25 protein-coding genes are annotated in these 23,852 nt (G+C 65.9%); 9 read left to right on the top strand and 16 right to left on the bottom strand.

The window, feature by feature from the left end:
• Positions 1–4: 4 nt before the first annotated feature.
• The 6 genes from FS665_RS16525 to FS665_RS16500 all read right to left on the bottom strand — a co-directional run bounded on the left by FS665_RS16525 (position 5) and on the right by FS665_RS16500 (position 5,243).
• Positions 5–766: an ABC transporter ATP-binding protein gene (locus tag FS665_RS16525; RefSeq protein ID WP_145190628.1), complete on the bottom strand. Its 762-nt coding sequence runs from the start codon at positions 764–766 to the stop codon at positions 5–7.
• Positions 763–1,824 (bottom strand): iron ABC transporter permease, encoded by a 1,062-nt coding sequence (locus FS665_RS16520; RefSeq protein ID WP_218570369.1) that lies wholly within the window; start codon positions 1,822–1,824, stop codon positions 763–765. Before FS665_RS16520 ends, FS665_RS16525 begins: the two co-directional genes overlap by 4 nt.
• On the bottom strand, positions 1,821–2,936 hold the full coding sequence (locus FS665_RS16515; RefSeq protein ID WP_145190623.1) for an ABC transporter substrate-binding protein: 1,116 nt from the start codon (positions 2,934–2,936) through the stop codon (positions 1,821–1,823). Before FS665_RS16515 ends, FS665_RS16520 begins: the two co-directional genes overlap by 4 nt.
• Before the next feature lie 131 nt (positions 2,937–3,067).
• Positions 3,068–3,658, bottom strand: coding sequence for an HAD family hydrolase (locus FS665_RS16510; RefSeq protein WP_145190620.1), 591 nt, complete (start codon positions 3,656–3,658; stop codon positions 3,068–3,070).
• Positions 3,655–4,524, bottom strand: a complete 870-nt coding sequence (gene tesB / locus FS665_RS16505) for an acyl-CoA thioesterase II (protein ID WP_145190617.1) — start codon at positions 4,522–4,524, stop codon at positions 3,655–3,657. Before tesB ends, FS665_RS16510 begins: the two co-directional genes overlap by 4 nt.
• A 146-nt stretch (positions 4,525–4,670) precedes the next feature.
• Entirely contained in the window at positions 4,671–5,243 is a 573-nt protein-coding gene (locus FS665_RS16500; protein ID WP_145190613.1) for a GNAT family N-acetyltransferase, read from the bottom strand.
• 137 nt (positions 5,244–5,380) lie between these two features.
• Here FS665_RS16500 and FS665_RS16495 point away from each other — a divergent pair, with 137 nt between their 5' ends.
• Positions 5,381–6,295, top strand: a complete 915-nt coding sequence (locus FS665_RS16495) for a histone deacetylase (protein WP_145190611.1) — start codon at positions 5,381–5,383, stop codon at positions 6,293–6,295.
• 148 nt (positions 6,296–6,443) lie between these two features.
• Positions 6,444–7,685, top strand: coding sequence for a TIGR03862 family flavoprotein (locus tag FS665_RS16490; RefSeq protein ID WP_145190608.1), 1,242 nt, complete (start codon positions 6,444–6,446; stop codon positions 7,683–7,685).
• Between the two features lie 21 nt (positions 7,686–7,706).
• Here the strand turns inward: FS665_RS16490 and FS665_RS16485 are convergent, their stop codons facing one another.
• The 5 genes from FS665_RS16485 to FS665_RS16465 form a co-directional block, all read right to left on the bottom strand.
• Entirely contained in the window at positions 7,707–9,038 is a 1,332-nt protein-coding gene (locus FS665_RS16485) for a DEAD/DEAH box helicase (RefSeq protein ID WP_145190605.1), read from the bottom strand.
• Between the two features lie 56 nt (positions 9,039–9,094).
• Positions 9,095–10,009: a drug/metabolite exporter YedA gene (gene yedA / locus FS665_RS16480; RefSeq protein WP_145190602.1), complete on the bottom strand. Its 915-nt coding sequence runs from the start codon at positions 10,007–10,009 to the stop codon at positions 9,095–9,097.
• 109 nt (positions 10,010–10,118) lie between these two features.
• Positions 10,119–10,724 (bottom strand): PolC-type DNA polymerase III, encoded by a 606-nt coding sequence (locus tag FS665_RS16475; protein ID WP_145190599.1) that lies wholly within the window; start codon positions 10,722–10,724, stop codon positions 10,119–10,121.
• 8 nt (positions 10,725–10,732) lie between these two features.
• Positions 10,733–11,212 carry an NYN domain-containing protein gene (locus tag FS665_RS16470; RefSeq protein WP_145190596.1) on the bottom strand — a complete coding sequence of 160 codons (480 nt, stop codon included), beginning with the start codon at positions 11,210–11,212 and terminating at the stop codon, positions 10,733–10,735.
• Between the two features lie 62 nt (positions 11,213–11,274).
• Positions 11,275–12,045 (bottom strand): DUF2076 domain-containing protein, encoded by a 771-nt coding sequence (locus FS665_RS16465; RefSeq protein WP_145190593.1) that lies wholly within the window; start codon positions 12,043–12,045, stop codon positions 11,275–11,277.
• 156 nt (positions 12,046–12,201) lie between these two features.
• Here FS665_RS16465 and FS665_RS16460 point away from each other — a divergent pair, with 156 nt between their 5' ends.
• The 3 genes from FS665_RS16460 to FS665_RS16450 all read left to right on the top strand — a co-directional run bounded on the left by FS665_RS16460 (position 12,202) and on the right by FS665_RS16450 (position 14,049).
• Positions 12,202–12,855: a YciC family protein gene (locus tag FS665_RS16460; RefSeq protein ID WP_145190590.1), complete on the top strand. Its 654-nt coding sequence runs from the start codon at positions 12,202–12,204 to the stop codon at positions 12,853–12,855.
• An 86-nt stretch (positions 12,856–12,941) separates the two neighbouring features.
• Positions 12,942–13,466 (top strand): hypothetical protein, encoded by a 525-nt coding sequence (locus FS665_RS16455; RefSeq protein ID WP_145190587.1) that lies wholly within the window; start codon positions 12,942–12,944, stop codon positions 13,464–13,466.
• A gap of 88 nt (positions 13,467–13,554) precedes the next feature.
• Entirely contained in the window at positions 13,555–14,049 is a 495-nt protein-coding gene (locus FS665_RS16450) for a hypothetical protein (RefSeq protein ID WP_145190584.1), read from the top strand.
• 9 nt (positions 14,050–14,058) lie between these two features.
• On the opposite strand, the gene hrpB is transcribed toward FS665_RS16450, so the two are convergent.
• On the bottom strand, positions 14,059–16,587 hold the full coding sequence (gene hrpB / locus FS665_RS16445) for an ATP-dependent helicase HrpB (RefSeq protein ID WP_145190581.1): 2,529 nt from the start codon (positions 16,585–16,587) through the stop codon (positions 14,059–14,061).
• A gap of 116 nt (positions 16,588–16,703) precedes the next feature.
• Between hrpB and FS665_RS16440 the strand changes: the two genes are divergently transcribed.
• Together FS665_RS16440 and FS665_RS16435 are read left to right on the top strand one after the other, a co-directional pair.
• A complete protein-coding gene (locus FS665_RS16440) occupies positions 16,704–17,123 on the top strand; it encodes a polyribonucleotide nucleotidyltransferase (RefSeq protein ID WP_145190578.1) in 420 nt (139 codons plus the stop codon).
• 25 nt (positions 17,124–17,148) lie between these two features.
• Positions 17,149–18,018 carry a cation diffusion facilitator family transporter gene (locus tag FS665_RS16435; RefSeq protein ID WP_145190575.1) on the top strand — a complete coding sequence of 290 codons (870 nt, stop codon included), beginning with the start codon at positions 17,149–17,151 and terminating at the stop codon, positions 18,016–18,018.
• A gap of 2 nt (positions 18,019–18,020) precedes the next feature.
• Here FS665_RS16435 and FS665_RS16430 read toward each other — a convergent pair whose 3' ends face one another.
• Complete coding sequence (locus FS665_RS16430) at positions 18,021–18,839, bottom strand: DUF6515 family protein (RefSeq protein WP_145190572.1); 819 nt, start codon at positions 18,837–18,839, stop codon at positions 18,021–18,023.
• A gap of 391 nt (positions 18,840–19,230) precedes the next feature.
• Here FS665_RS16430 and FS665_RS16425 point away from each other — a divergent pair, with 391 nt between their 5' ends.
• Both FS665_RS16425 and FS665_RS16420 read left to right on the top strand, forming a co-directional pair.
• A complete protein-coding gene (locus FS665_RS16425; RefSeq protein ID WP_016712159.1) occupies positions 19,231–19,707 on the top strand; it encodes an Lrp/AsnC family transcriptional regulator in 477 nt (158 codons plus the stop codon).
• Positions 19,708–19,749: 42 nt separating this feature from the next.
• On the top strand, positions 19,750–19,953 hold the full coding sequence (locus tag FS665_RS16420; protein ID WP_145190569.1) for a DUF2788 domain-containing protein: 204 nt from the start codon (positions 19,750–19,752) through the stop codon (positions 19,951–19,953).
• 29 nt (positions 19,954–19,982) lie between these two features.
• Here the strand turns inward: FS665_RS16420 and FS665_RS16415 are convergent, their stop codons facing one another.
• From FS665_RS16415 to FS665_RS16405, 3 genes are all read right to left on the bottom strand, one after another.
• Entirely contained in the window at positions 19,983–20,606 is a 624-nt protein-coding gene (locus FS665_RS16415) for a pseudouridine synthase (protein ID WP_145190565.1), read from the bottom strand.
• A 6-nt stretch (positions 20,607–20,612) separates the two neighbouring features.
• Positions 20,613–22,076, bottom strand: coding sequence for an AMP nucleosidase (amn, locus tag FS665_RS16410; RefSeq protein ID WP_145190563.1), 1,464 nt, complete (start codon positions 22,074–22,076; stop codon positions 20,613–20,615).
• A gap of 116 nt (positions 22,077–22,192) precedes the next feature.
• Positions 22,193–23,848: an acyl-CoA dehydrogenase family protein gene (locus FS665_RS16405; protein ID WP_145190560.1), complete on the bottom strand. Its 1,656-nt coding sequence runs from the start codon at positions 23,846–23,848 to the stop codon at positions 22,193–22,195.
• Positions 23,849–23,852 lie beyond the last annotated feature (4 nt).

Below are 23,852 nucleotides of genomic sequence, written 5' to 3'. Positions count from 1 at the left end.
GCGTTCAGGCCAAGGCGCGATCCACCAACACTTGCAAGCGCCCGCGCGAGCAGCGCTCGACCCGCGCCTGCACGCCATACACCTCGGCCAGCAACTCGGCTTGCAGCACCGCTTCTGGCGCCCCGCACGCCACCACCCTGCCCTCGCGCAGCACCACCAGGCAATCGGCATGACTGGCCGCCAGGTTGATGTCGTGCAGCACCGCCACCGCCAGCAGACGGTGCGCCATCACGCGCTCGCGCACCGCTCCCATGACCCGCAGCTGGTAATGCAGGTCCAGCGCGCTGGTTGGCTCATCGAGCAGCAGCACCTGGGGATTGCGTGCCAGCAGTTGGGCCAGCGCCACCAGTTGCCGCTGGCCGCCGGAAAGGCTGTCCAGCGAGCGCTCGGCCAGCGCCTCGATGCCGAGCTGGCGCAGGGCGTCGTAGGCATGGCCGAGCAGGTCGTCGCCACCGCCCACGCGCAGCGCCGCGACGATGCTTTCCAGCACCCCCAGGGCAATGCCCGGCGGCAACTGCTGCGGCATGTAGGCCAGACGCCGCGACCGCTCGGCAAAGCTCAGCCGGGTGACGTCCTCGCCATCCAGGCGCAAGCCGCCGCGCATGCGCTCGAGCCCCGCCAGCGCACGCAGCAGGGTCGACTTGCCCGCGCCATTCGGCCCGACCAGCGCCACCAGGCTACCGGGCGCCAGCGGCGGCAGGCTCACCCCGTGCAGAATCTGCCGCGCGCCGTAGGCGACCGCGACGTTGTCGATCAGCAGGCTCACAGTTTTCTGCCCCGGCGGAACACCAACAGCACGAACACCGGCACCCCCACCAAGGCGGTGACGATACCCACCGGCACGATCACCCCAGGCAGGATCAACTTGCTGGCAATCGACGACAGCGACAGCATCAACGCCCCCACCAGGGCGCTGGCTGGCAGCAGAAAGCGCTGGTCCTCGCCCACCAGCAGGCGCGCGATGTGCGGCCCGACCAGGCCGACGAAGCCAATGGTGCCGACGAATGCCACGGCAGTGGCCGACAGCAGGCTGATGCGCAGCAACGAGGCAAAGCGCAGGCGCCGAGTGTCGACGCCAAAGCTGCGGGCACGGTCTTCGCCCATGCGCAGCAAGGTCATGGCCGGCGCAGCGCGCAGGGAGAACGGCAGCACCAGCGCCAGCACCAAGGCCAGCATGGCGAGCTTCTGCCAGTCGGCGCGGGCCAGGCTGCCCAAGGTCCAGAACACCAGCTGCTGCAACACATCTTCCGTGGCCAGCAGCTGCAGCAACGACACCAGGGCATTGCAGCTGAACACCAGGGCGATGCCGAACAGCACCAGGCTTTCCACCCCAGCGCCGCGCAGCCGGGACATGGTCTGCAGCAGCACCACCGAGAGGCAGGCGAACACGAACGCCATTACCGTCACCTGCGCGCTGGGGGCCAACCAGGCGATGCCCAGCGGGTAGGCAATGGCCAGCGACGCGCCGAGCGCTGCCGAGGACGACACGCCCAGGGTGAAGGGGCTGGCCAGTGGGTTGTCGAGGATCGCCTGCATCTCGGCACCGGCCAGGGCCAGCGCAGCGCCCACCAGGATGGCCATCAGCGAGTACGGCAGGCGTACGTTCCAGATGATCACGCGCTCGGTGGCGCTCAGCGTCGCTGGGTCGAACACCCCTTGCAGCAAGCGCCCCAGGCCCATGCCGGAGGCACCGCTGGCCAGGTCGCCGAGCACCGACACCAGCAGCAACATTGCCAGCGCCAGCACCAGCGCGGCGCGCCGCCAGAGCACCCGACGGTAGTGCCAGGCGGCCAGTGCGGCGCCGTCATGGGCGAGCGCGGTCACTGCGCGTCGACCCAGTACTGGCCGTCCAGGCCGACCTTGAGCATCTGGTTGATCTCGGCCATGGTCGCCTGCGGGTCGACGTCCTTGAAGCGTTCAGGGTGCACCCAGCGGGCCATGGCTTCGATGGCGAGGATGTTGAACGGCGAGTTATAGAAGTCATGCCACAAGCCATGGGCCTGCCCCGCCTGGATCGGCCGCAGCGGGGCGAACTCGGGCCGGGCGGTGATCTTGGCCAGGCTCTGGCGTGCGGTGTCGAGCGATACTCCAGCGCCCAACAGGACGCCGGGGGCGCGGTTACCGGTGGCGATGTACACGTCCGGATCGGCCTGCAAGACGTATTCGACGCTGACATCGCCCAGCGCACCGGGCACCACATCGGCGCCGATGTTATGCCCGCCCACCGCTTCGACCACACTGCCCAGGCCGCTCTTGCCGGTGGTGTGGCCAGGCGCCTGCCAGACGCCCGGAAGCAATTCGAGGAATACCTTCGGCCGCTGCGCGGCGGTGATGCTGGCCACGCTGTCGGTGACGTGCTTGAGGTGGCGGTCATACAGGCTCAGGTATTCCTGAGCCTGCTGTTCACGGCCAAGCAAGCTACCCAGCGCCTGCATGCTGACGTGGGTGTTGCGCATCGGGTGCACACGGAAGTCGATGAACAGCACCGGTACGCCGGCCTTCTCCAACAGGTCGGCCACCGGGCTGTGCTGGGTCGGGCCTTCGCCAGCGATGCTGAAGATCGCCAGGTCCGGCTTGAGCGCGAGGATCTGCTCGGCGCTGACGCTCTGTTCCGAGGCCTGGCCGATCAACGGCAGCTTGGCCACTTGCGGGTAGGCCTTGGCGTAGACTTCGTAGGTATGCGGGTCGAGCAGGCGCATGTCGTTCTGCCAGCCGACCACGCGCTGGAAAGGGTTGTCGCGGTCGAGCAAGGCCAAGGCGAAGAACAACCGCCCTTCACCCAGCACGATGCGCTGCGGCGCATGCTCGAGCGCGACCGTGCGGCCAAGCACATCGGTCACCTGCACGGCGCTGGCGCTGGGGGCGAAGGCGCTGGCGCTGGCCAGCAACAGGAGGGCGGGCACAAGGCAGCGCCGCAGACGAGACAACAGGCACATCGGGGAAATCCTCTTGAAGAGAATCAATCGCATCTGGAGCCGGGCATTCTAGCCAGCCCCATCCCCTGTCGATGTGCGCAAATGTATTGGCTTGTCAGCCGCTCATTACACGCAAGACCGCAAGCCGCTCCTCAACCCAGCAGCACCTGCAACGCTCGGCAATCGGCAGCGTGCCAGTCGGTCAGCGCCGGCCAGGGGTTATCCGGCAGGTTGACCAGCACCGTACGCGCGCCAGCGGCCCGGCCGCAGGCCAAGTCGAATTGATGATCGCCCACCATCACCATCTCGCCCGGCGCCACGCCCCAGGCCCTGGCGATACTCACCAAGCCGTCGGGGCTCGGCTTGGGCTCGGCCTCATCACGCCCGAGGATGTGCTCGACCGCAAAGCAGTCGGCCAGGCCGATCGCCTCGAGGGTCACATGGGCCAGCTCGCGGGCATTGCGGGTAAGAATCCCCAGCCGGCAGCCGCGCCCGGCCAACTCGCGCACCAGCTCCACCGCGCCGGTGGCTGCCGTCGATGCCAGCGCCAGGTCGCGTTCATGCTCCAGCAGCCAGGCATGCTTGGCGGCGGCCTCGGCTTCAGGCAGCGCCGCCAGGTGCCCGAGAATGTCGTCTTGTGGCGGGATGTCCAGGGCCACGCGAATGGCCGCGAAGTCATGCACGGCGACGGTGAGGGTGCCGTCCATGTCGAACACCCAGTTGCGTACCTGGCCCAGGCTCATGCCCAGTCCTTGCGGTGGCGAATCAGCCCTTCCTGGGTCGACGAAGCGACCAGCTGGCCGGCGCGATTGAAGATGCTGCCGCGGCAGAAGCCCCGCGCGTTGCCGGCCCAAGGGCTGTCGGTGGCGTACAGTAGCCACTCATCGGCGCGCAGGTTGTGGTGGAACCACAGCGAATGATCGAGGCTGGCGATCTGCATGTCGCGCTGCCACACCGATTTGCCATGGGGCAGCAAGGAAGTGGTCAACAGGCCGAAATCCGAGGCGTAGGCCAACAGGTATTTGTGCAGTGCCGGCACATCCGGCAGCGTGCCATCGGCGCGGAACCAGGCGTATTTCACCGGGTCGCCAGGCTTGGGGTTGAACGGGTCGCGCTCGCTCACCGGGCGAATCTCGATCGGCTTGGCGCACAGCACCTTGTCGCGAATCCGCTCGGGCAGCTTATCGGCATGGGCACGCGCCAGCTCGACCTCGGTGGCGAGGTTCTCCGGGCCGACCACATCCGGCATCTGCACCTGATGCTCGAAGCCTTCCTCGTCATATTGGAACGACGCACTGCAGGTGAAGATCGGCTGGCCCTTCTGGATCGCCGTCACCCGCCGGGTGCTGAAGCTGCCGCCATCACGCACGCGATCGACCGAATACACCACCGGCAAGCTGGCATCGCCGGGGCGCAGGAAGTAGCCGTGCAGCGAGTGCACGTGGCGGGCATCTTCTACCGTCTGGCTGGCCGCCGACAGCGACTGGCCCAGCACCTGGCCGCCATACAGCTGGCGAAAGCCAAGGTCCTGGCTGCGCCCGCGAAACAGGTTCTCCTCGATCGGCTCGAGGCTCAACAGGTCGACCAGGTCGTCCAACACATGACTCATCGGGGGTTCTCCTCGTAGGAGCGAGCCTTGCTCGCGATGCGCCGCGCAGCGACGCTCGATTTCACAGGCGCTGAACATCTTTCGGCAAGCACCTTTCAGGGATGAGAAATGATACAGGGTTTGTCATCGGCGCCGCGCGTGGCCGTTCATTCAGTGCGCAAGGTCCGTTCCCAGTGCGCACGGTCCATGCGATACAGCACATGCCGACGCAGCGGATGATCGGCCGGCAGGCGTGGGTGATCGAAGCTGCCCGTCAGGTCCTGTTGCATGCCGATCGCCTGCATGACCTTCTGCGACGGCAGGTTGCTCTCGGTGGTGAAGGACACCACCTCCTCCAGGCGCAACTGCGCGAAGGCGCAGCGCAGGCAGGTCCACGCCGCCTCGCTGGCAAAGCCCAGGCCCCAGTGACGCCGGGCCAGGCGCCAGCCGATCTCCACCGCCGGGCCGAACGGCGCCTCGAAGTTGACGTTGAGTAGCCCGGTCATGCCGATGAAAGCGCCACTGTCCTTGCGCTCCAATGCCCACAGGCCGAAGCCGTACTCGTTGAAGTGGCCGCGAATACGGCCGATCAACGCCGCCGCCTCCAGGCGCGTCAGCGGCGCAGGAAAATAGCGCATCACCTGTGGGTCGGCGCACATCGCGGCGAATTCGCGCAGGTCGTCGTCCTGCCATTGGCGCAATACCAGGCGGGCGCTCTCCAGGTGGAGTATGGGGGTCATGGGGTGTACTCCGGCTTTACCGACGTTCAGTCTACAGCGTAGGCGCGGCCTGGCGCTTTACCCAGCGCGCGGCCAGGGTTGGCCAGCGCGGGGCAATAACTGGCAAGATTGGCCCTGGCCCTGACTGCGAACCACCCATGCCGCTGCCGCTGATCTACCACGATGACTACAGCCCAGAATTCCCAGCCGAGCATCGCTTTCCGATGGACAAGTTCCGTCTGCTGCACGACCACCTGGTGCACAGCGGGCTGACCACCGACGAGGCCCTGCTGCGCCCGCAGATCTGCCCCAACGACATCCTTGCCCTGGCCCATGAGCCGAGCTACATCGAGCGCTACATGAACGGCGAGCTGTCGCGCGAGGACCAGCGCCGTCTCGGTCTACCGTGGAGCGAGGCATTGGCGCGGCGCACCGTGCGCGCAGTGGGCGGCTCGCTGCTGACCGCCGAGCTGGCACTGCAGCATGGCATTGCCTGCCACTTGGCCGGTGGCACCCACCATGCCCACTACGATCACCCGGCCGGTTTCTGCATCTTCAACGACCTGGCGGTGATCAGCCGTTACCTGCTGGCGGCCGGACGCGTGCAGCGGGTGCTGATCTTCGACTGCGATGTACACCAGGGCGATGGCACTGCGCGCATGCTCGAAGACACGCCCGAAGCCATCACCGTGTCGCTGCACTGCGAACAGAACTTCCCGGCGCGCAAGGCCCAGAGCGACTGGGATATCCCGTTGCCGCGCGGCATGGGCGATGCCGCCTACCTGCAAGTGGTGGACGATGCGCTCAACTACCTGCTGCCGCTGTACCAGCCCGACCTGGTGCTGTACGACGCGGGTGTCGATGTGCACAAGGACGACGCCCTGGGCTATCTGCAACTCACCGATCAAGGCGTGGCAGCCCGCGATGAGCGGGTGCTGCGCCATTGCCTGGGGCGTGACATCCCGGTAGCCGGGGTGATTGGTGGCGGCTATAGCAAAGACCGCGAGGCCTTGGCCAGGCGCCACGGCATCCTCCACCACAGTGCCGCGCGGGTCATCGGTTGTTCACAATGACTGTGGAGCCGCTTGTGGATAACCTGCGGGAAAGGCGCTGCAGCCCAATGCCGGCAAGCCCTGCAGGACTGTGATCATTTTTTGACCAGTGCTCGCAGGTGGCGTGCTGCGTTAGAATGGCGATCTTTTCCACAGCCTGCCGTCGACCATGCCTGATAAATCCCCCGCATTCCCCTCCTCGGCCGTCGTCATCGGCGGCGGCCCTGCCGGCCTCATGGCCGCCGAGGCCATGGCCCAGGCGGGCATCGACGTGCAGGTGTTCGACGCCATGCCCTCGGTAGGTCGCAAGTTCCTGCTGGCCGGGGTCGGCGGCATGAACATCACCCACTCGGAAGCTTATCCACAGTTCGTGGCGCGTTACGCTGAGCGCCAAGGCGAGATCGAACAGCTGCTGCGCGGGTTCGATGCCGATGCGCTGCGCCAGTGGATCCACGACCTGGGCATTGAAACGTTCATCGGCACCTCGGGCCGCGTGTTCCCTACCGACATGAAAGCCGCGCCGCTGTTGCGCGCCTGGCTCAAGCGCCTGCGCGACCAAGGCGTGGTTATCCACACCCGCCACCGCTGGCTGGGCTGGAATGATGATGGCAGTCTGCGCATCGCTTATCCACAAGGCGAGTTGCGTGTGCACGCCGATGCCGTGGTGCTCGCCTTGGGTGGCGCAAGCTGGGCACGCCTGGGTTCCGATGGCAGCTGGCAACCCATGCTTAGCGAACGTGCTGTGGATATCTCGCCGCTGCGCCCGAGTAATTGCGGATTCGAGGTGCAAGGCTGGAGCGCACTGCTGGTGGATAAGTTCGCCGGGGCGCCACTCAAGAACATCGCTCTGAGCATGCCCGGCATGACCCCGCGCAAAGGTGAGTTCATCCTCACGGCGCAAGGCGTTGAGGGCAGCCTGGTGTACGCCTGGTCGGCGCAACTGCGCCAGGCCATCGAACGCACCGGGCATGCCCAGCTGCTGCTCGACCTGCTACCGGACAAGCCTGTGGACAAGATCGCCCAGGCACTGGCCAAGCCGCGCGGATCGCGCTCCATGGCCAAGCACTTGCACGGTCAATTAGGCATCGATGGGGTCAAGGCAGGGTTACTGCGCGAACTGACAACGCCTGCGACCTTCACTGATCCACAGGCGCTGGCGCAGGCGATCAAGGCATTGCCGATCACCTTGATCAGCACGCGGCCGTTGGATGAGGCAATCAGCAGCGCCGGTGGCGTGCGCTTCGAAGCGCTGGACGCCGGCTTGATGCTGCGCGCCATGCCAGGCGTGTTCTGCGCCGGCGAGATGCTCGACTGGGAGGCGCCGACCGGCGGCTATCTGCTCACCGCCTGCTTCGCCAGCGGGCTGCAGGCTGGCCGAGCGGCGGCGGCATGGCTGCACGCGGCGCGCTGAGCACGCCGGTGCTTACGCAGCTCAGGGCTTGCGCTTGCGCGGGCCACCTTTGAAGCTGGGCACCTTGCGCACGGCCTTCACCGCTGGCTCACTGGCACTGCCGTCGGCACTGTCCATCCAGCGCCCCAGGCCACGCTTGGCGGCGTTTTCCTTGGGTTTCTTAGGCTTCTTCGGCTTCTTGATCACCTGGCCGCTGGCGTCGGTCATCGGCACCCGGTGCTCGGGGATGAAGTCCGGTTCTTCGTGGCGCGGCAGGGTCTGACGGATCAGCACCTCGATGGCCGAGAGCATCTGCACCTCATCGGCGCACACCAGCGAGATGGCCTCACCCTTGTTACCGGCACGCCCGGTGCGGCCGATGCGGTGCACATAGTCTTCGGCGACGATCGGCAGGTCGAGGTTGACCACCAGCGGCAAGTCGTCGATATCCAGGCCGCGGGCGGCGACGTCGGTGGCGACCAGCACCTGGATCTCACGCGCCTTGAAGCTGTCCAGGGCGCGCTGGCGGGTGGCCTGGGGGCGGTCACCATGGATACCGTCGGCGTTGACGCCTTCCGCGAGCAAGCGCTCGACCAGTTGATCGACCCCGTTGCGGGTCTTGGCGAACACCAGCACCTGCTTCCAGCGCTGCTTGCGCAGCAAGTGGCAGAACAGGTCGGCCTTGCGCTTCTTGTCCACCGGCACCAGCCACTGCTTGACCGTGTTGGCGGCGGCGTTGCGCGGGCTGACCTCGATGCTCAACGGATCGTTCAGCGCCAGCCCGGCAAGCACGCGGATCTGCTCGGAGAAGGTGGCGGAGAACAACAGCGTCTGGCGCTTGCGCGGCAGCGCGGCGTACACCGCCTGCAGTTCTTCGGCAAAGCCCAGGTCGAGCATGCGGTCGGCTTCATCGAGCACCAGGGTCTGTACCTGGTTGAACTTCAATGCGTTCTGGCGAAACAGGTCGAGCAGACGCCCGGGGGTGGCCACCAGCAGGTCGACCCCACGGCGCAGCCTCATCATCTGCGGGTTGATGCTGACCCCACCGTAGACCGCGTAGGTGCTCAGCGGCAGGTTCTCGGCATACTCACGGACATTGGCGTGCACCTGCTCGGCCAGCTCGCGGGTCGGCACCAGCACCAGCGCGCGGATCGAGTTGCTGGCGACCTTCTCACCCTCCAAGGCCAGGCGCTGCAACACCGGCAGGGCAAAGCCTGCGGTCTTGCCAGTGCCGGTCTGGGCGGCGGCCATCAGGTCGCGCCCTGCCAGTACGGCAGGGATGGCCTTGGCCTGGACGGGGGTGGGCGTGCTGTAGTCGAGCTGCTGCAAGGTGCGCAGCAGCGGTTCGATCAGGCCGAGTTGGGCGAAATTCATGGCAATACCGTCAGGGGGGTTCAGCGAAGGCGGCAAGTTTACCCCAACCACCCCGGCTACTTGCAGATTTCGCCCTGCAACGGCCGCACCGGCGCCTTGCGCCACTGCGGCAAGCCGATCAGCACCACGGCGCCGATGATCACCGCCATGGCCAGGCATTCCTCGGCACCGATGTGTTCGCCGGCGAAGACGATCCCCAGCAACACCGCCACCGCCGGATTGACGTAGGCGTAGCTGGTGGCGGCCGCCGGGCGCACGTGCTTGAGCAGGTACATGTAGGCGCTGAAGGCGAGAATCGATCCGAACAACACCAGGTAGGCCAGCGCGCCCCAGCCGGCAGCGCTGGGCATCTGCGTCATGCGCTCGCCAGACAGCGCGCTGCCCAGCAGCAGCACGGCGCCGCCCACCAGCATTTCGGCGGCACTGGCCATCGGCCCTGCTGGCAGCGGCAGGCTTTTGCTCCACACCGAGCCGAAGGCCCAGGACGCCGCGGCGAACAGGATCAGCGCCGCGCCCAACGGGCTGGCTTGCAGGTTGGAGCCGAAGTTGAGCAAGGCGATGCCGAGCAGGCCGAGGAGGATGCCGGCCCATTCCAGGCGCGAATTGCGCTGACCGAACAACAGGCCGAAGACCAGGGTGAACAGCGGCACCGTGGCAATCGCCAGTGCCGCGACCCCGGAAGCGACGCCAGCATGTTCGGCCACGGTGACCCCGCCATTGCCACAGCTGAGCAGGAGAAAACCGATGGCGCCTGCCGAGCGCCACTGCGCCCAGGTCGGTGCCGGTACACCGCGCCAGCGCAGAAAGCCGTACAACAGGCCACCGGCGATGATGAAGCGCACCCCGGCCATCAACAGCGGTGGCCACGACGCCACGCCAATGCGAATGAACAGGTAGGTCGAGCCCCAGACCAGGTACAAGGCCAGGAAGGCGCCGATGAGCAACAGCGGGAAGCGACGTGAGGCAGGCATGGCAGGCAACTCTGAAATCCGTTTTCGGGTGACCGAGTCTAGAGCGCCAGCACGGTGAACATAAGCTACAAAACCGCTCGAATCGAGCAGCACACTTTAGCGAATGCGGTCAGGCGTACTTGGCCAGGGCGTCGCGCACCTTGGCCGCTGGCACTTTCTGCAGACGGCACAGCAGATCATGCGACAGCTGCTCGACACCGTGGCTTTGGCGCAGAACCCCGGCCAGGTGCTGCAACAGATTGGCGGCCATTTCCGCATCGGCCATGGCCCGGTGCGCGGTGCCGGTGTGCGGCAAGCCAGCCCAACGGGTCAGGGTGCCCAGCTTGTGGTTGGGCGCGGCCGGCAGCAGACGCCGCGAGAGCAGCAAGGAGCAGGCGAACGACTGGCTGCGACTACGGCCGATGCGGCCCAGCTCGAAGTCCCAGAATTTCTGGTCGAATGCCGCGTTGTGCGCCAGCAGCGGCGTCGCGCCGACGAACTCGGCCACTTCGTTCATCACCTGATCCACCGGCGGCGCGCTGCGCAGCATGGCTGTGGTGATACCGGTCAGGCCGGCCACGAACGCCGGCACCGGCACGCCTGCGTTCATCAGGCTCTGGTAACGCTCGACGATGCGACCACGCTCGAGCATCACCACCGCCACTTCCGTGGCGCGGCAGCCGGTACCAGGGGAAATGCCGGTGGTTTCGAAGTCGATGACAGCGATGCGTTCCATGAAGACCTTCAGTGCTTGAGTAACAGTGCGCCCTCGATGGGCACGTAGCGGCTGGCGGCGCGCACCAGCGACAGGGCGGTAAGGCCGGGCACGCCATACACCACCGCCTCGGTGCCGTGGCGCTGGATCACGCGTTCGAGCAGCAGGTCGAAATCGCCATCGCCGGAGGCCAGCACCACCTGATCGACGCGGCTGGCCGCATCGATCACATCCAGGGTGATGCCCACGTCCCAGTCGCCCTTGGCCGAGCCGTCGCTGCGCTGGATGAACGGTTTCAGGCGCACCTCGAAACCCAGGTTGCGCAGGATCTGCTGGAACTGCTGTTGCTTGCTGTCACCCCGATCGATGGCATACGCCACCGCCTCGACGATCTGGCCTTCGGCGCTGACCGCCTGCCACAGCGCGGTGTAGTTGAAATGGCAGCCATGGGCCTGGCGCACGGTGTAGTAGAGGTTCTGCACATCGGCGAACAGCGCGATCTTTTTCACCTTCAAACCTCGTCACGACGGGCGCCACACGCCCTTGCAAGGCCGCCAGTATGCCAGAGCGATCAGACGAAGGTATCGTCATCGGAGAAGAAGCCGCCATCATCGCTGCCGTAATCGGTGTCGGCCCAGCCGCCCTGGTCGTTGTTCCAGGCGCCATCGTCGGCGACCTGCTGCTGGGCGCCGGGGTCGTTCCAGCCCCCTGTATCGCTGGCAGGCGCCGGTTCTTCCTTGAGCACCTCGACCACTTCTTCAGGTTGCGCATGGTGGTTGAACAAGCTGCTCACACCTTGCGCCAGCAGAACGCCGCCGGCAACGCCTGCGGCGGTCTGCATGGCGCCACCGAGGAAACTGCTGGCCCCGCCACGGGCCGGCGCTGCAGCGAAGCCGGGTTGCTGCGACTGCGCTGGCGCTTGGGGCTGGGCAAAGCCCGGCGCGCTGGGTTCGCGCCAGCCACCGCCTGGGGCGGCCGCGGCACTGGGGCGCTGCGCCTGTGGCTGAGGTTGCGCGGCGGGCTGCGGGTCGCGGGCGCCAGCACCGAAGATGCTCGAAAGGAAGCCACCGCCACTGTTGCCACTGCTGCTGCGGCTGGCTTCGAGTTGGGCACGGGCCTGCTTGAGCTCGGCCTCCAGCTGCTTGTTCTGCTCGTCCAGCCGCTTGAGCGCCGCTTCCTGGACCAGAATGGCCTGGGCCATGTAGTAAGGCGCCGCCGGTTGCGCGCGCACATGCTCTTCGATGCGCGCCTGCGCCTGCGCGTCGCGCGGCTGGCTGGGATCCTCGGCTTGCTTGATGCGGCCGAACAGGCCGTCGATCAGGGTTTGTTCATCAGTGTTCATTGCGGCTACCTCATGGGCGAGCAGGACATCGGACAGGACTAAGATGGGGCGCGCCGGGCGCGTATTCAATCACGCCGCCGGTGAAACTTTTTTCAGCAAGCGAGCGCGCTGGGCTAAAGTTAGGCCCCTGTTTTGACTGTCCTGCGATGTAGACCGATGAATCCGCTGAGCGTACTGCGCGACTCCTTTTATTTCTTCCGTGGCCACCTGGCCAGCATCATCAGCCTGTGCCTGCCGCTGGTGATACTCGAAGCGTTCACTACCCAGGTGCTGTACCGCCAGCTGGGCGAGCAGGCGTCACCTGCCTACGGCATGCTGATCAGCCTTTTGTTCTACCCGTTGTACAGTGCCGCGCTGATTCTCTACCTCGATACTCGCAGCAACGGACAAGACGTGCCCAAGCGCGACCTGTTCGCCCGCGCCGTGCAGCTATGGCCGCCGCTGGCGCTGATGATCATGATCAGCTCGCTGCTGATCATGGCTGGCCTGGCGCTGCTGGTGTTCCCGGGCATCTGGATCATGATCAACCTGGTGTTCGCCGAATACCTCCTGGTGCTGCGCGGGTTGCCCGTGGTGCAGTCGATGCGTGAAAGCGCGCGCATGACCACCGGGCATTTTCTGCGCATCATGATCTGCGTGCTGGGCGTGTTGGCACCGATCTGGCTGATCGATGGGCTGCTGCTGATGGCCTTCCCGGAGCCGGCACCGGCCGTGGAGTTGGCGCTGAACAGCCTCAGTGGCTTCTTGCAACTGTTCAGCACGGTGGTGCTGTACCGCTTGTTCATGTTGCTGGAAAGCAACGCCAGCTGAACCGCCAATGCGCGGAAATTGTTCAGGCTGCGGGTGCAGCGCACCCACGGTCAGGCTCTGGGTTCACATCACCACCGAGAGCCATCATGGATTCAGCACTCAAAGCCCAGTTCGCCCGCTCGTTCAGCGGCCGTTTGTATGTTCGTATCGACGGCTGGGATGCGCCACTGTGCCCAGGGCAGGCCAAGGCCTGGGATGCCACCACCAGCCTGCTTGCCAAGATGCACGACGGCTGGCTCACGGCCGGGGGGCACGAGGAGGCAGCCGCGCTTCAATTCGACTTCGACTCGATGACCGATGACCGCCTGCACTACCACATCAGCCTGGTCGGTGCCGGCGCGCCGCAGAAATTGGGCATCAGCCGTAATGGCTATCTGGGTTTCTACCGGGTCGCCGAAGTCACCGACTACTGGAAGATCGAGCCCTTGCGAATGACCGCCCAAGGCCTGGTCTGCAACTTGCGCGACCATCAGGGCCAGCGCGCCGCGGTAGCCGCCGACACCCGCCTGGGCGGCTCGGGTGAAATACCGCGCGATGGCAGTCAGGCCAAAGCGTTCATGAATGTCAGCCATGGCGAGACGTTCGAGTTTCTGCTGAAAGTGATCAGCTAAGCCGGGGCTCTGGAGGAAGCCGTTCAAGCTCCAGCCAGGCCGTTCCCACCCCTTAGAGTGCGATCTCGTCCAAAACGGAGATTGCACCATGGATCAAACCCTACAGGACACCTACGGCAAGTCGTTCACCGGCCGGCTCTACGCCATTGCAGTGGAACAGCTCGTTCCGCTGCGATTGAGCCGCAGTTCGGATAAGTGGAACTGGGGCTTCACGCCCCAGGACGATTGGCTGATGGCTGGTGGCGAAGCCAGCTCGATCAACCTTCAGTTCGAGTTCGACTCGCACACTGACGACCGCCTGCATTACCACATCAGCCTGCCCAACAGCGGCAATCCAGCGAAGCGACTGGGCCTGAGCCGCAACGGCTACCTCGGTTTCTACCAGCTGGCGGAGGTCACCGAGTACTGGAAAGTCGAGCCGCTGGAGATGACCGACGAGGGGCTGATCTGCTACCTGCGTGACCATCGGGGTCACCGGGTCGCGGCCCTGCGGGACGAGCCGCATCACAGTCGGCAGGCCATGTACCTGCTCAACACCCAGGAAGGCGAAGTCCTCACCTTCCTGCTCCAGCGCAACGCCTGAAACCCGTGCTCAGGTGCCGCGCGGCTTGGCCCGCGCGGTGGCCTCGGCGACCAGGGGGTCGTCTGGCCAATAGTGTTTCGGATAGCGCCCCTTCAAATCCTTCTTCACTTCGGCATAGGTCGTGCGCCAGAAATTGGCCAGGTCCTGGGTCACCTGCACCGGCCGGCGCGCAGGCGACAGCAGATGCAGCTTGACCTGCTGGCGGCCTTGGGCGATACGCGGCGTGTCCGCCAGGCCGAACAGCTCTTGCAGGCGCACCGCCAGGATGGGCGGATGCTCGCTGTAGTCCAGGCGAATGCTCGACCCTGAAGGCACGGCCAAGTGGGTCGGTGCCCACTCGTCCAGGCGTTGCGGTAACGGCCAGGGCAGCAGGTTGCGCAGGATCGACGCCAGGTCTAACGCGGCAAAATGGCTCAGCCGCGTGACCTTGCCCAGGTAGGGCTGCAACCAGCTTTCCAGATCAGCCAGAAGCGCATCATCGCTGAGGTCGGGCCATTCGCTCTGGCTGTCCTTGGCAAGATCCAGTTGCCGTAACAGCTCCACCCGCGCCTGCCACTGGCGCAGTTCCGCCGTCCAGTTCAGCAGGTTCAGCCCCTTGCGTCGCAGCAGACCGATCAGCGCCTTGGCGCGGGCTTCGTCGTCCAGGCCTGGTAACGGCTCGCGGCTGACGATCAGCTCCCCGACCTTGGTTTGACGCTCGGCCACCAGCACCTGCTGGCGTTCATCCCAGTCAAGCACATCGACCCGCTCGACCTGCTCGGCCAGCACGTCGTCGAGCAACTGCGGATCAAAGGCGGCTGCCAGGTAGATGCGCTCCTCACGCTGACCTTGCCGGCTGCCCAGGTCGGCGATCACCAACCATGGGTACTTCATCAAGGCATCGGCTTCGCCGAACAGCGCCGCGCGGCCATTGGCCAGGCGATATTCGGCGCTGCCTTCACGGCGCTGCTGGGCGACGCGGTCCGGATAGGCCAGCGCCAGCAAGGCGCCCAGCCAACGCGGATGCTCCGGATCGGCGACCACCGCCGTGGCCGCGCCGCGCAGCAGGCCCTGATACTGCCTGGCAAGCTGGCGCACACGCTGCACGCCGCCCTGGCTGGGCCGAGCACGCTTGCCCGGGCCGCTGAGCAAAGCCAGGCGACTGTGCAGGTCGGCACCGCCGCCACGCTGAATGTCACGTTCGCCGAGCAGGGCGGCAACATCGCAGGCCATGGGTGCCAGGCCCAGCGCCTGGCCCCTCAGCAACAAGTGAGCGATGCGTGGATGCGCCGGCAGTTGCGCCATGGCCTGACCGTGCTCGCTCAGGTGCTCACGGCTGCCCGGCCGGTAGGCGCCGAGGCGCGCAAGCAGATCCTGGGCTTGGGCGAAGGCCGCCGCAGGCGGCTGGTCGAGCCAGCGCAACTGCGCAGGGCTGACACCCCAACGGGCCAACTGCAGCGCCAGCCCAGCCAAGTCAGCCTGCATGATTTCTGCCGTGCCATGGGCGGCCAGCTGTGCATGCTGGGCCTCGGACCAGAGCCGGTAGCACACCCCCGCTTGCAGACGCCCGGCACGGCCGGCACGCTGAGTGGCGCTGGCGCGGGAGATGCGTTGGGTGTCCAGGCGCGTCATGCCACTGCCGGGATCGAAACGTGGCACGCGGGCCAGGCCTGCATCGATCACCACGCGCACGCCATCGATGGTCAGGCTGGTCTCGGCAATGTTCGTGGCCAGCACGATCTTGCGCAACCCCGCGGGTGCCGGGTCGATGGCGGCGCGCTGGGCATCGAGGTCGAGCTCGCCATGCAGCGGGCACAGCACGAGGTCGCGGCGATCGCCCAGTTCATCCTGCAGGCTCTGGTGTACCCGGCGGATTTCGGCCTGGCCCGGCAGAAACACCAACAGGCTGCCGGGCTGCTCGGCCAGCGCCAGCAGCACGCTTTCCAGCACCCGTGGCTCGATGAATTCACCCGCCTGGAATGGCCGGCTCCAACGGATATCGACAGGATGCATGCGGCCCTCACTGCTGACCACCGGTGCATCGTCGAGCAGCCGCGACAACCGCTCGCCTTCGAGGGTCGCGGACATCAGCAGAATCTTCAGCGGTGGGTCGTCACGCAACAGTTCTCGACCATTGAGGCACAGCGCCAAGGCCAGGTCGGCGTCCAGGCTGCGCTCATGAAATTCATCGAAAATCACCAGCCCCACCCCTTCCAGCGCCGGATCGGCCTGCAGGCGGCGAGTCAGGATGCCTTCGGTGACCACTTCAATGCGTGTACCAGGCCCCACCTTGCTGTCCAGCCGAATACGGTAACCCACCGTCTGCCCGACCTTCTCCCCCAGCTCGCTGGCCAAACGCTCAGCCGCCGCCCGAGCGGCCAGGCGGCGTGGTTCGAGCATGATGATGGTCTGCCCGGCCAGCCACGGCTGGTCGAGCAGGGTCAGCGGCACGCGGGTGGTCTTGCCGGCGCCGGGGGGCGCTTCGAGCACGGCTTCGTCACGGGTGTGCAAGGCCTGGCGCAAGGCAGGCAGGGCGGCATCGATCGGTAATGAAATCATGGTGGTCCTCGAACAGTGACGCGAGTATAACGGCGAACCGGCCCTGCCCTGTCATGGTCTTAGCTGCAGGCGCTGGCGTTTCGCTTGCCCCGCTCGACACCCTTTTGGAGATTCACATGCGTATCCCCTCCCGCCTCATCGGTGGCGCCCTGATCGCCACGCTGCTGACCCAGCTGACGGCCTGCGGCACGATTTTCTACCCTGATCGCCGTGGCCAGATCGGCGGCAAGATCGACCCGGTGGTGGCTGCCATGGACGCCATCGGCATCCTCTTCTACGTCATCCCTGGCCTGATCGCCTTCGGCATCGATTTCGCCACCGGCGCCATCTACTACCCCGGCGGGCATACCGCCCAGGTCGATCCCGCCAAGCTGCATGAAGCGGTCGGTGCCGACGGCAAGGTCGACAACTTGAAGTTGCAGGCGATTCTGCAAAGCGAACTGGGCCAGCGCCTGCCGCTGGACGATCCGCGCCTGATCCAGCACCGCGGCAGCGTCGAGCAGCTGGCCGGCCTGGGCCTGGCGCCTGCCGCCTGATCCGCCCAGGAGCCGTTCTGCCGTCATGATCACGCCCGCTGAACACCAACGGCTGCTGCGCCTGGCCACGCGCGCCTCGCTGGCCGTGGCCAGCCTTCTGGTGGTCAGCAAGGCCGTGGCCTGGTGGCTCAGTGGCTCGGTCAGCCTGCTCGCTGGCCTGACCGATTCGGCGCTCGACGCGGTGGCTTCGTTTCTCAATCTGCTGGCAGTGCACTACGCGTTGCGCCCGGCCGATGATGACCACCGCTTTGGCCATGGCAAGGCCGAAGCGCTCGCTGGCATGGCCCAGGCGCTGTTCATCGGCGTCAGTGCGGTGCTGATCGGGGTGCAGGCCGTCAGGCGCCTGCAAGACCCGCAGCCGCTCGGCGATACCGGCATCGGCATCGGTGTGATGCTGCTGTCGCTGGTGCTGACCATCGGCCTGCTGGCATTGCAAGCCAAGGTCATTCGCCTGACCGGCTCGACCGCGGTGCGCGCCGACTCGCTGCACTATCGCTCCGACTTGCTGCTCAACGGCAGCATTCTGCTGGCGCTGCTGCTGGCGCGCGTTGGCTGGCCGCAACTGGATGCGCTGTTCGGCCTGGGTATCGCGCTGTACATCCTCTGGAGCGCGCTGCAGATCGCCCGCGAAAGCACCGCGATCCTGATGGACCGCGAGCTGCCCAGCGAGATCGGTGAGCAGATGACTCAGCTGGTGCTGCAGATTCCGGGGGTACTGGGCGTGCACGATGTGCGCACGCGGGTGTCGGGCAACCAGTGGTTCGTGCAATTGCACCTGGAGCTGCCCGGCCAGTTGCCGCTGCACGAGGCGCACACTTTGTGCGTGCGTGCCTCGGAAGTCATTCGCCAGCACTATCCGCGCGCAGATGTGATGGTTCACGCCGACCCTGTCTGAACTCAATCGACGCTGTAACCGCGACCGCTCAGGCAGGCGCTTAGCGCTCGCCGGTAGTTGCTCGCCACTTGAGCGGCCGGTGCGTAGGGCGCAGTGGCGGGATCGAAGCCCGACTCACTGACGGCCCAGCGATGGCACTGATAGCGATCCTGGTCCTGCTGCTCCGGCCCTTGGCCATGCATGGGGTAGGCAATCACATCATAGCCAGTGCTCGGTGGGGCGGCGGCGGGCAGCGGGGGTGGAGCGCTGGCAGGCGGATTGACCACCACGTACTGCTGGGCGTCCGCCAAGTATTGGTAGTAGGTGTCGGCGACCAGGAAGAACAACGCGCCGCCCAGCCAGACCTCTCGTGCATAGGGCGGCAGGTAGTCGACGCGCACGCCGCGCGGCGGCGCCACCACCACATAGCGATCACCGTGGGGGCGGTACCAGTAGCCAGCAGAATAATAGTATTGCTCGCCGCGGTACGGCACCTGCCAGTACCGGTCGGGAAAACGATCGATGCTGTGCCCCGGCCGATAACGCGGTCCCGGCCCCCAGCCATTGCCATGGCCATCTGGCCGTCCCTGCCAGTCGCCACCGGGGCGCTGGCCCGGGCCGCCTGCTTGCCAATGGCGGTTATTGCCGTTGTAACGCGGAATGTCCTGGTAGTAACCGGGCCGAGCGGGCTGCGTTTGCTGCACCTGATCGCGGGAATTGAGCGCTCGGCCAGGGCCGCCATCGTTGCCATGCCCCTCACCCGGCACCTCTGCCAGCGCCCCGAGGCTGATGCCCAGGCCCAGCACACCAACACCTGCCAACTGCCAGATGCGCGACTTCATGTTGTTCCTCACGGTCTAGTGAACGCACGGCTGCCAGTCTAACGCGCGCGCGCCGTGGGCAGATGAAATCGCGGCCATGAAAAAAGGGAGGCCTGGGGCCTCCCTTTGGGAATTGTCGTCCGTGCTCGGCGCTTGTGGCCCCGGCTCACCTCACAGCGTCTTGTAGAAGCCGTGTAGCCCGGGGGCCTGCAGATCCTGTTGGATGGCTGGCCGCGACCGCCCGCCTAGGGCGCGTCGCCGTGGACTGATGTCCGGGCAGTGATTCTGTTGATAAAGATAAGGGAACGGGCGCGGCAGAGGATTGCGAATATTGCTCGGATAAATAGCGCTTGCGCAATTTTTAACCCTGGATTGATAATTCACCGCAATCCGCAAAGAAACGAGGCTTTCCATGAGCAAACTTGATCGCTACGACCTGAGCATCCTCGCCGAATTGCAGCGCGATGCGCGCATTTCCAACCAGGAGCTGGCCGAGCGCATCGGCTTGTCGCCCTCGCCGTGCTCACGCCGAGTCAAGCAACTGGAAGACGACGGTTACATATCGCGCCAGGTCGCCTTGCTTGACCGCAAGAAGCTCGGCCTTAGCCTGACCGCCTACGTGCTGATCGGCATGGACCGGCATACCCCTGAACGTTTCGAAACCTTCGAAGCGGCCATCCGCAACCTGCCGCAGGTGCTCGAATGCAGCCTGGTGACGGGTATGGATGCCGACTACCAGCTCAAGGTGGTGGTGCCTGACATGGACCACTACCAGAAACTGTTGCTCGGCAGCCTCACGCGCATCGAGGGTGTCACCAGCGTACGCTCGAGCTTCGTGCTCAACCAGGTGCTGGCGAGCACCGAGATGCCGTTGACCCACCTGCGCTAAGCGCGCTGCCGTTCACCACTGCTTATCTGCCTGGAGGCCTCGATGGATCCCGCCGTATTCGAAGAATGGATGATGATCGTGCTGGTCAGCGTACTGATCGGCTTCATGGGCTTCATCGTCTGGGACCTGGCGAAAAAGTCCAAGGCCGGGCGCTTCGGCACGATGATCCTGTTCTTCGTGCTCGGGCTCGGCGTATTGGCTTTCATCATCAAGAGCGTGGTGGTGGGCTTCATCGAAGGGGTCTAGGCGCTGGAGCCTGTCCCGCTTCTGTAAGGCTACAGCGGCACTTCGCGCCAGCAGCCCTGCGCCAGGCCATCGAGCGTCCAATCGCCGATGCGCACCCGCACCAGCCTCAACGTCGGCAGGCCCACGGCCGCCGTCATGCGCCGTACCTGACGGTTGCGGCCCTCGCGAATCACCAGCTCCAACCAATGGGTCGGCACGCTTTTGCGAAAACGCACGGGCGGGTTGCGCGGCCATAGTTGCGGCTCGTCCAGGCGGCGCGCCTCGGCCGGCTGGGTCGGTCCGTCATTGAGCTGCACACCGTCGCGCAAACGCTGGAGCTGTTCCTCGCTCGGCTCGCCCTCGACTTGTACCCAGTAGGTCTTGGGCAGCTTGTGCTTGGGGTCGGCGATACGCGCCTGCAACTTGCCGTCATTGGTCAGCAGCAGCAGGCCTTCACTGTCCCGGTCGAGGCGACCGGCCGGGTAGATGCCCGGTATGTCGATGAAGTCCTTGAGCGTCGCGCGCCCTTCGCCGTCGCTGAACTGCGTCAGCACATCGAAAGGCTTGTTGAACAGGATCAAGCGCGGCTCGGCCGGGGGCGCCTTGGCCTGGCGACGCGGGCCGGAGGGCCGCGCCGATGGGCGGCGCGGCTTGGAACGGGGTGGCAGGGGCATGGATCCTCAGCGGAACGGCGGCTCATCGAAGCTGCGCAGTTTACGCGAGTGCAACGAGTTGAGCTCGGTGCGCAGCAGATCGAGGGCGGCGATGCCGATTTTCAGGTGCTGGCTGACGGCGCGGTTGTAGAACGCGTTGGCCGAGCCCGGCAGCTTGATCTCGCTGTGCAGCGGCTTGTCGGACACACACAGCAAGGTGCCATAGGGCACCCGCAGGCGGTAACCCTGGGCGGCGATAGTGCCGCTTTCCATGTCTACCGCCACGGCGCGCGACAGGTTGATCAGCGGCCGCTCCTGCGCCCAGCGCAGCTCCCAGTTGCGGTCGTCGTAGGTCAGCACGGTGCCGGTGCGCAGGCGCTTTTTCAGCTCTTCGCCACGCTCGCCGGTGACCTGGGCTGCCGCTTCCTGCAACGCCAGCTGCACCTCGGCCAGGGCCGGGATGGGGATGTTCGGCGGCACCACGCGATCGAGGATGCCGTCACGGCGCATGTAGGCGTGTGCCAGCACATAGTCACCGATGGTCTGCGACTGGCGCAGGCCACCACAGTGGCCAATCATCAGCCAGCAGTGTGGACGCAGGACCGCCAGGTGGTCGGTGATGTTCTTGGCGTTGGAAGGACCCACGCCGATATTCACCAGGGTCACCCCGTCACCGTCACCGGCGATCAGGTGATAGGCCGGCATCTGGTAGCGGTGCCACACCACCCCGGCGACCAAGGCCTGGGCTTCGCCGTGGTCCATGCCCTTGTCGATCACCACGTTGCCCGGCAACACCATGCGTACGAAGCGCGGGTCGTCGCGCAGCTGCTCGAGGCCATGGCTGATGAACTGATCGACATAGCGGTGATAGTTGGTCAGCAGGATCCAGGGCTGTACGTGGCGCCAGTCGCTGCCGGTGTAGTGCACCAGGCGGCGCAGGGAAAAGTCCACGCGCGCGGCGTCGAACAACGCCAACGGCAGGGTTTCGGCATTGCCCCAGTCACACAGGCCGTCGGCGATGTCGTCGGTGGCTGCGGACAAGTCGGTGCTGGGGAATACGCGCGCCAGCTGAGCGGCGGTGATGCCGCTGCCGGCCAGCTCATCGCCCTGGTCGACCACGTACGGATAAGGGATATTCTGCTCACTGACACCGACTTCCACGGTCACCGTGTAATCGGTCATCAACGGGCGCAATTGCTCGAGCAAGTAGCCGCGAAACGCCGCAGGCTGGGTGACGGTCACGCTGTAGGTGCCGGCGACCTGCACCTTGGCATAGGCCCGCGTGGTCGCCGCCACTTCGCCGTGGCTGTAGTAGGTCAGGCGCAGCGCCGGGTAGCGATACAGGGCGCGCTCGTCGGCGTCGGGCTCGCTGCGATCCTTCAGGTAACGCTTGAGGGCCTGGCTCAGTGCCCCGGTGGCCTGGTCATGCAGGGCCGCCAAACGGTCGACGGCCTGTTCGGGAGTATCAACGACTACAAAAGCTTGGCTCACACTGGGCTTCCTGTCTGGACATGCATGTCGTTCATCTTGCCTGCCTTCTTGGTTAAATACATCCCCATTGATCGCGGGCGTGATTGGCACCTGGGCCTACGCCGCAGCCAATCCACTCAGCCGAGCCAGGCCGGGGTTGCCCGGGCCACCAGCGCCTGGGTATCGACCCCGCGCGGCAAGGCCCCATAGGTGCGCCCACCGGCGCTGCTCAGGCGACTGCCGATGAAGGCGTCGCTGACGGCGGCGTTACCGGCCTCGAGCAGCAGCTTGGCTTGCAGCGCCAGGGCGATCACCTCGGTCAGCTGCCGCGCGCGGTACTGGATATCGTCAGTATCGGCGAACGCGCCTTTGAGATTGCCGATGTACGCCGCCAGGCGCGGGTCGCCGTGGCCATCCCCAAGCTCGGTGAACAACGCATCGAGCACACCCGGCTCCTTGGACAACGCGCGCAGCACATCCAGGCATTGCACATTGCCTGAGCCCTCCCAGGTCGAGTTGACCGGCGCCTCGCGATACAGGCGCGGCAGAATGCTGTCTTCGACATAGCCGGCGCCCCCCAGGCACTCGGCGGCTTCGTTGATCATCGCCGGCGCGCGCTTGCAGATCCAGTATTTGCCCACGGCGGTCACCAGCCGGGCGAAGTGCGCCTGCTGCGGATCGTCGAGCTGTTCCAGGGCCTGGCCCATGCGCAAGCTCAGGGCCAATGCCGCTTCGCTTTCCAAGGCAAGGTCGGCCAGTACGTTCTGCATCAAGGGCTGTTCGTTCAGCACCCGGCCACCGACCTTGCGGTGGGCGCAGTGATGGGTTGCCTGGGTCAGCGCCTGGCGCATCAGGGCACTGGAGCCGACCATGCAATCGAAGCGGGTCATGGCCACCATCTCGATGATGGTCGGCACTCCGCGCCCCTCTTCGCCCAGCATCCACGCCAATGCCCCGCGGAACTCGACCTCGCTGGACGCATTGGAGCAGTTGCCGAGCTTGTTCTTCAGGCGCTGGATATAGAACTGATTGCGCCCGTCGTCGGGCCGGTGGCGCGGCAACAGGAAGCAACTCAAGCCTTTGTCGGTCTGCGCCAGGGTGAGGAAGGCATCGCACATCGGTGCCGAACAGAACCACTTGTGCCCCACCAGCTCGTAGGCCTGTCCGGGGCCAGCGCTGCCGACGGGGTAGGCACGGGTGGTGTTGGCGCGCACGTCGGTACCGCCCTGCTTCTCGGTCATCGCCATGCCCACGGTGACGCCGGCCTTGTGGCGGTCGCCGACATTGCGCGGGTCGTATTCGCGGGCAAGGATCTTCGGCAGCCAGTACTCGGCGAGCTCAGGCTGCACGCGCAACGCAGGTACCGCGGCGAAGGTCATGGTCAGCGGGCAGCCGCTGCCGGCTTCGGCCTGGCTGTGCAGGTAGGTCATCGACGCGCGCGCCACGTGGGCGCCGGGGCGCGGTTCGGCCCAGGGCAGCGAAGGCAGGCCGTGTTCGACGGCGGTACGCATCAGTTGGTGGTAGGCCGGGTGAAATTCCACCAGGTCGATACGATGCCCGTAGCGGTCATGGCTGCTGAACTCAGGCTTGTGCGCATTGGCCAGGAAGCCCGCTGCCATCAATGGCCCGCCGGCCAGAGCGCCATAGGCGTCGATGCGCGCCTCGGCCCAGCCGGCGCCGAAGCGGCGCGACCACTCCTGCAGCGGCAGGTCGATGCGGTAGAGGTTGGCGCCATCGAGCGCAGGCGGCTGGTTGGTGACCTCATGGGTTTCAGCGTACTGGTGCAGGTTCATGGGC

Source organism: Pseudomonas sp. URMO17WK12:I11 (assembly GCF_007677725.1).
Taxonomy (GTDB): domain Bacteria; phylum Pseudomonadota; class Gammaproteobacteria; order Pseudomonadales; family Pseudomonadaceae; genus Aquipseudomonas.
Note: the sequence above shows the minus strand (reverse complement) of the source record. Positions and strands in the feature narration are given on the sequence as shown.

What these genes read in the sequence shown, in the direction of transcription:
- FS665_RS16440 (WP_145190578.1), top strand. Translation starts at nt 16,704, where the DNA reads ATGCGTATCCCCTCCCGCCTCATCGGTGGCGCCCTGATCGCCACGCTG.
- FS665_RS16475 (WP_145190599.1), bottom strand. Translation starts at nt 10,724, where the DNA reads ATGGAACGCATCGCTGTCATCGACTTCGAAACCACCGGCATTTCCCCT.
- FS665_RS16420 (WP_145190569.1), top strand. Translation starts at nt 19,750, where the DNA reads ATGGATCCCGCCGTATTCGAAGAATGGATGATGATCGTGCTGGTCAGC.
- FS665_RS16495 (WP_145190611.1), top strand. Translation starts at nt 5,381, where the DNA reads ATGCCGCTGCCGCTGATCTACCACGATGACTACAGCCCAGAATTCCCA.
- FS665_RS16405 (WP_145190560.1), bottom strand. Translation starts at nt 23,848, where the DNA reads ATGAACCTGCACCAGTACGCTGAAACCCATGAGGTCACCAACCAGCCG.
- FS665_RS16425 (WP_016712159.1), top strand. Translation starts at nt 19,231, where the DNA reads ATGAGCAAACTTGATCGCTACGACCTGAGCATCCTCGCCGAATTGCAG.
- FS665_RS16500 (WP_145190613.1), bottom strand. Translation starts at nt 5,243, where the DNA reads ATGACCCCCATACTCCACCTGGAGAGCGCCCGCCTGGTATTGCGCCAA.
- FS665_RS16435 (WP_145190575.1), top strand. Translation starts at nt 17,149, where the DNA reads ATGATCACGCCCGCTGAACACCAACGGCTGCTGCGCCTGGCCACGCGC.
- FS665_RS16465 (WP_145190593.1), bottom strand. Translation starts at nt 12,045, where the DNA reads ATGAACACTGATGAACAAACCCTGATCGACGGCCTGTTCGGCCGCATC.
- FS665_RS16450 (WP_145190584.1), top strand. Translation starts at nt 13,555, where the DNA reads ATGGATCAAACCCTACAGGACACCTACGGCAAGTCGTTCACCGGCCGG.
- FS665_RS16415 (WP_145190565.1), bottom strand. Translation starts at nt 20,606, where the DNA reads ATGCCCCTGCCACCCCGTTCCAAGCCGCGCCGCCCATCGGCGCGGCCC.
- FS665_RS16460 (WP_145190590.1), top strand. Translation starts at nt 12,202, where the DNA reads ATGAATCCGCTGAGCGTACTGCGCGACTCCTTTTATTTCTTCCGTGGC.
- FS665_RS16510 (WP_145190620.1), bottom strand. Translation starts at nt 3,658, where the DNA reads ATGAGCCTGGGCCAGGTACGCAACTGGGTGTTCGACATGGACGGCACC.
- yedA (WP_145190602.1), bottom strand. Translation starts at nt 10,009, where the DNA reads ATGCCTGCCTCACGTCGCTTCCCGCTGTTGCTCATCGGCGCCTTCCTG.
- FS665_RS16490 (WP_145190608.1), top strand. Translation starts at nt 6,444, where the DNA reads ATGCCTGATAAATCCCCCGCATTCCCCTCCTCGGCCGTCGTCATCGGC.
- FS665_RS16485 (WP_145190605.1), bottom strand. Translation starts at nt 9,038, where the DNA reads ATGAATTTCGCCCAACTCGGCCTGATCGAACCGCTGCTGCGCACCTTG.
- hrpB (WP_145190581.1), bottom strand. Translation starts at nt 16,587, where the DNA reads ATGATTTCATTACCGATCGATGCCGCCCTGCCTGCCTTGCGCCAGGCC.
- FS665_RS16515 (WP_145190623.1), bottom strand. Translation starts at nt 2,936, where the DNA reads ATGTGCCTGTTGTCTCGTCTGCGGCGCTGCCTTGTGCCCGCCCTCCTG.
- FS665_RS16430 (WP_145190572.1), bottom strand. Translation starts at nt 18,839, where the DNA reads ATGAAGTCGCGCATCTGGCAGTTGGCAGGTGTTGGTGTGCTGGGCCTG.
- tesB (WP_145190617.1), bottom strand. Translation starts at nt 4,524, where the DNA reads ATGAGTCATGTGTTGGACGACCTGGTCGACCTGTTGAGCCTCGAGCCG.
- FS665_RS16455 (WP_145190587.1), top strand. Translation starts at nt 12,942, where the DNA reads ATGGATTCAGCACTCAAAGCCCAGTTCGCCCGCTCGTTCAGCGGCCGT.